The 4,468-nt window shown below is 59.6% G+C and carries 6 protein-coding genes; 4 read left to right on the top strand and 2 right to left on the bottom strand.

Features of this window, described 5'->3' with window-relative positions; all coding sequences use genetic code 11:
- Together WBF74_RS02045 and WBF74_RS02040 are read left to right on the top strand one after the other, a co-directional pair.
- On the top strand, positions 1-314 hold a 314-nt coding region (locus WBF74_RS02045), incomplete at its 5' end, for an SMP-30/gluconolactonase/LRE family protein (protein WP_424434413.1).
- A 116-nt stretch (positions 315-430) separates the two neighbouring features.
- Entirely contained in the window at positions 431-766 is a 336-nt protein-coding gene (locus WBF74_RS02040) for a hypothetical protein (RefSeq protein ID WP_424434410.1), read from the top strand.
- 54 nt (positions 767-820) lie between these two features.
- Here WBF74_RS02040 and WBF74_RS02035 read toward each other — a convergent pair whose 3' ends face one another.
- Together WBF74_RS02035 and apbC are read right to left on the bottom strand one after the other, a co-directional pair.
- Positions 821-1,543 carry a DUF1428 domain-containing protein gene (locus WBF74_RS02035; RefSeq protein ID WP_424434407.1) on the bottom strand — a complete coding sequence of 241 codons (723 nt, stop codon included), beginning with the start codon at positions 1,541-1,543 and terminating at the stop codon, positions 821-823.
- A gap of 83 nt (positions 1,544-1,626) precedes the next feature.
- The gene (apbC, locus tag WBF74_RS02030) at positions 1,627-2,769 is read right to left on the bottom strand and encodes an iron-sulfur cluster carrier protein ApbC (protein ID WP_424434404.1); all 1,143 of its coding nucleotides are present in this window, start codon (positions 2,767-2,769) and stop codon (positions 1,627-1,629) included.
- A 161-nt stretch (positions 2,770-2,930) separates the two neighbouring features.
- Here apbC and hflK point away from each other — a divergent pair, with 161 nt between their 5' ends.
- The gene (hflK, locus tag WBF74_RS02025; protein WP_424434401.1) at positions 2,931-4,124 is read left to right on the top strand and encodes an FtsH protease activity modulator HflK; all 1,194 of its coding nucleotides are present in this window, start codon (positions 2,931-2,933) and stop codon (positions 4,122-4,124) included.
- Positions 4,124-4,468 (top strand): SPFH domain-containing protein (locus tag WBF74_RS02020; protein ID WP_424434398.1); only part of this gene is annotated, 345 nt, incomplete at its 3' end. The genes hflK and WBF74_RS02020, both read left to right, overlap by 1 nt.

Raw genomic sequence — 4,468 nt, 5'->3', positions numbered from 1 at the left:
AGGTTGCGCCGTCTGCCGGGCCGTTGCCGGGCCGTTTTGTCGGATCGCCTGCAGGGCTTAATTTCTTCGACTCACTTGCCGTTGATTCCGAAGGCAATGTCTGTGTCGCCACGATCTTCAATGCGGGTATCACATCCTTCTCCCCGGACGGTTCGAAGATTGTCCACACGCCGACAGATGATCTCATCACGACGAATATCTGCTTTGGCGGCAAGGATCTGAAGACGGCCTATATCACGCTTTCCACAACGGGCCGTCTCGTTGCGATGGACTGGCCGGTGGCAGGGCTGGCGCTCAACTTCCTCAATAAATGAGGCGCTGACGGCAAGGCACGTTTCGTATCCGTAACGTGTCTTGCCAGACCGTGCCGTCATGCCATCATGCGCGGCCTTATGGGGTACACGGCGTTTCATTTCAGGGAGGAAGAACGATGCGCCTTTTTGTCAGTGTACTCGTTGCGTTGTTTGCGTTCACCGGAGCGGCCCTGGCCGATCCATTTGCGAATTTCTACGGCAACACGGTCAAGGTTGTCGGGCCTGCTGGCGAACGCCACGTCTATATCGACGCGGGCGGCAGCTATTCGCAGAAACTGCCGGATGGCACCGTTGCCGAGGGCAAGTATGAGCTTGATGGCGATACGGCCTGCTTCCTTGGCGGGGAGACGCCTTATTGCGTGCCCGCACAGTCCCGCGAGATTGGCGAGACCTGGGAGCTTTCTGCCCCGGGCGGCGCGACCGAGACCGCAACTCTTGTTGCCGGTCGCTGAATCGGAAGCTCTTGAAACTATCCGGCCGGCCCTTCGGGGCCGGCCGTTTTGTTTTCAGGCGCTCCTGTCGAGAATCGTGGTGAAGGTGCCGAAAATTGCGCGCTGTCGATCGAAGGGCAGGGTGGACGGATCATATTTCATGCGTTCGTCTTCCATGAGCTTCGGAAGGGCGGCCTCCCGAAATTCCACAGAGGGCCATTCCACCCATGCGAAGACGACGGCTTCATCTGCGGTTGTCAGCACGGCGCGATGGAAGTCCGTCTTCTTTCCGTCCGGCACGTCATCTTCCCATGCTTCGACAACGCGGCTTGCACCTACATCAAGAAAGACATCTGCCGCCTTTTTGGCCAGGGCCAAATAGTCGTCCTTCCTTGCGCGCGGCACGGCGAGAACGAATCCCTCGACGCAGCCCATTTCACCCGCTCGCCCGGTATCCAGAATGGACTGGAAGCCCCCCATAACCATCCGCGATCCGTCAAAGGGCGGCTGATTCATCTGCTCCATGCTCGGATGCGCCATGATCTTCGCATTGTGATCGTCCCGCGCCTGTCTTGACGCGAATTCGAACCACGAGAAGAGAATGGTCTCATCCGTCTGTGCCTGCACGGCGCGTTTGAGGTCCATCACACCGCCATCGGGTATATCGTGTCCCCAGCTCTCGACGATGCGCCTTGCGCCGCATTCGGCGAAGGCAGGCCAGGCATCATTTGCATGCTTGAGGTAGGCTTCCTTGTTCGCCGTCGGCACTGCCAGCAGGAATCCTTCTACATAGGTCATCCAACATCTCCATCCCTGAATGTCAGATGTTTTGATATCAAAATATAGGGCTTGCGTCAAAGCAGGCGGCAGAAAAAGGGAGGTCAGTCCTCAATGCTGATGACAGGGCCCTTGCGTGCTTCGTTGCCCAGTGCGCGGTCGATATGTTCGGCAACACGCGCTGCGATCTTGAGGAAGGGTTTTGCTTCTTCGCTGTCCGGCGCCGTTGCAACGACAGGCTGACCGCTATCCGATGTTTCGCGGACGGTCATGTGCAGCGGCACTTCGCCCAGGAAGTCACAGCCGAGTTTCTCCGCCATGCGGCGCGCGCCGCCTTCACCGAAGATGTAGGATTTCTCGCCCGAGCCGGGGCTCACGAAATAGGCCATGTTTTCGACGATGCCGAAAACGGGAATATGCGTCTTCTCGAACATGGCAAAGCCCTTGCGTGCATCGATGAGCGCAATCTCCTGCGGTGTCGAGACAACGACGGCCCCTGTCAGCGGTACACGCTGCGCCATGGTGAGCTGCGCGTCGCCCGTGCCGGGAGGCATATCCACGATCAGCACATCCAGTTCGCCCCATTCCACATCATTCATCATCTGGGTGAGCGCCGATTGCACCATCGGCCCGCGCCAGATCATCGGCGTGTCCTCATTGACGAGATAGCCGATCGACATGGTCTTGATGCCGTAATTCTCTTTCGGGATGAGCTTCTTTCCGTCCTTGCTTTCGGGCTTTCCGGTGAGGCCCATCATGCGCGGGATGGACGGCCCGTAAATATCTGCATCGAGAAGGCCGACGCGCCGCCCGAGCCTTGCAAGGCCGAGAGCCAGGTTGACCGAGACGGTCGATTTCCCCACGCCGCCCTTGCCACTCGCCACGGCAACGATGGCTTTGACGCCCGGAATGCGCGCAGAACCCTGCGGAGCGCGCGCGGAACCACCGGAATGGGAATGGGCGTGGGCATGACCAGGTGAAGGCCGGGCCGGGGCGTCGCGATGGGCCGTCAGCACAGCGGTGACGCTCAGCACGCCGGGAACGTTTTTCGCGGCGGCCTCGCAGGCCTGACGAAGCGGCTCTTTCTCCAGCCCCTTCGCGGGATCAACCTCAAGGGAGAAACCGACATGGCCCTCACGCACAACAAGACCCTGCAGCATGCCGCTACTGACGACATCCTTGCCGCTTTCCTCATCGATCACTTTTGCGAGAGCGGCGGCGATATCTTCACGGGTCACGCGCGTCATTTTCTTCATTCCGATGCCGTTTTCGAGGCTTTTCGTGAAACGGGGAGTGTTTCACTTTCGCTCTGTCCGGTACGCGTTGCGCCTGCCGGGTCTCTGTCATATAACCCCCGATGAGGGTGTTTCCAACCGATCCATAAAACTTCGCAATCAAAGGAATTTTGATGCCCTGGAGTAATCAGAACGGCGGCGGCGGCTGGCAGGGTGGCGGAGGCGGAAACAGAGGGCCGTGGGGGCAAGGGCCGCAGGGTGGCGGCGGCAATCAGCCGCCGGACCTCGATGAGCTGCTTCGTCGCGCACAGGAAAAGCTGCGTCAGGTGTTTTCGGGCGGTAACGGCCCGGCCGGTGGCGGTACTGGTGCCGGTGCAGGCGGCGGGCGTGGCCCGGCCTTCCTGATCGTTCTTCTTGTTCTTGGTCTGGTGGCCTATTCGTCCTTCTTCCGCGTCAATGCGAATGAGAAGGGTATCGTGCTGCGCTTCGGCGATCATGTGCGCACGGTAGAGCCGGGGCTTCACCTGAAGTTCCCCTATCCGATCGAGACGGTGCTGACGCCTGCGGTGACGAACATCACCAGCATTGATATCGGCATCCGCGGCTCGGGTGGTGCGCCTGTCACCGTACCTGAGGAAAGTCTGATGCTGACGGGCGACGAAAACATCGTCGATATCAGCTTCTCGGTGCAGTGGCGCATCAAGGCGGAAGAGGCGGCAAACTTCCTCTTTAATGTCGAGAATCCCGAATTTGCGGTGAAGGCTGTGGCCGAAAGCATGATGCGTGAGGCTGTCGGTGCATCACGCATTGACGTGCTGCAGACCACCGGTCGTAACGAAGTGCAGAATACGGTTCGGGAAGGCCTTCAGCGTACGCTTGATGGTTATGGTGCCGGTATCGAGATCACGGAAGTGAAGCTTCAGAAGGTTGATCCGCCGGCACAGGTGCTCGACGCCTTCCGCGACGTGCAGGCCGCGCGTGCCGATCAGGAGCGCGCGCGCAACCAGGCGGAAACCTACGCGAACACTGTCATCCCGCGTGCGCGTGGTGATGCGGCGAAGATCACGCAGGCTGCCGAAGCCTATCGTGAGCAGGTCGTGGCGGAAGCCGAAGGTGACGCGCAGCGTTTCATGGCCATCTACAATGAGTATCGCAAGGCGCAGGCCGTTACCCGGAAGCGCATCTACATTGAAACCATGCAGGAAGTTCTGGGCGACACGAACAAGCTCTTCCTGAACGGCGTGGATGGCGGGCAGGGCATTCTTCCCTATCTGCCGCTCAATGAGTTGAAGCCGGCTCCGGCGTCGGGGGCTGCTTCGAACGCATCTTCTTCCGCCAGCAACCAGAACGCGACGGGAGGCCGCTGATGAACAGGTCAATCGCCATTGGCGTGGGTGCCATCGCCATTGTTGCCGCCGTCATCGTCTATCTTTCGGCCTTTACGGTCAGCATGACGCAGCAGGCAATCGTGCTGCAGTTTGGTGATCCGCGCGTGGTCATCACCAAGCCGGGGCTGCATTGGAAGCTGCCGGTCATTCAGAATGTCGTCTATATCGACAAGCGCATCCTCAACCTGAATGTGCCGCCGGAAGAAATCATTGCGAAGGATCGCAAGCGCCTCGTGGTGGATGCTTTCGCCCGCTACAAGATCGTGGATTCGCTGCGCTTCTATCAGTCTGTTGGTGATCCGCGTAATTCGTCCGACAGGCTG

Origin of the sequence: Parvibaculum sp. (assembly GCF_049672805.1) — a bacterium.
GTDB lineage: Bacteria > Pseudomonadota > Alphaproteobacteria > Parvibaculales > Parvibaculaceae > Parvibaculum.
Note: the sequence above shows the minus strand (reverse complement) of the source record. Positions and strands in the feature narration are given on the sequence as shown.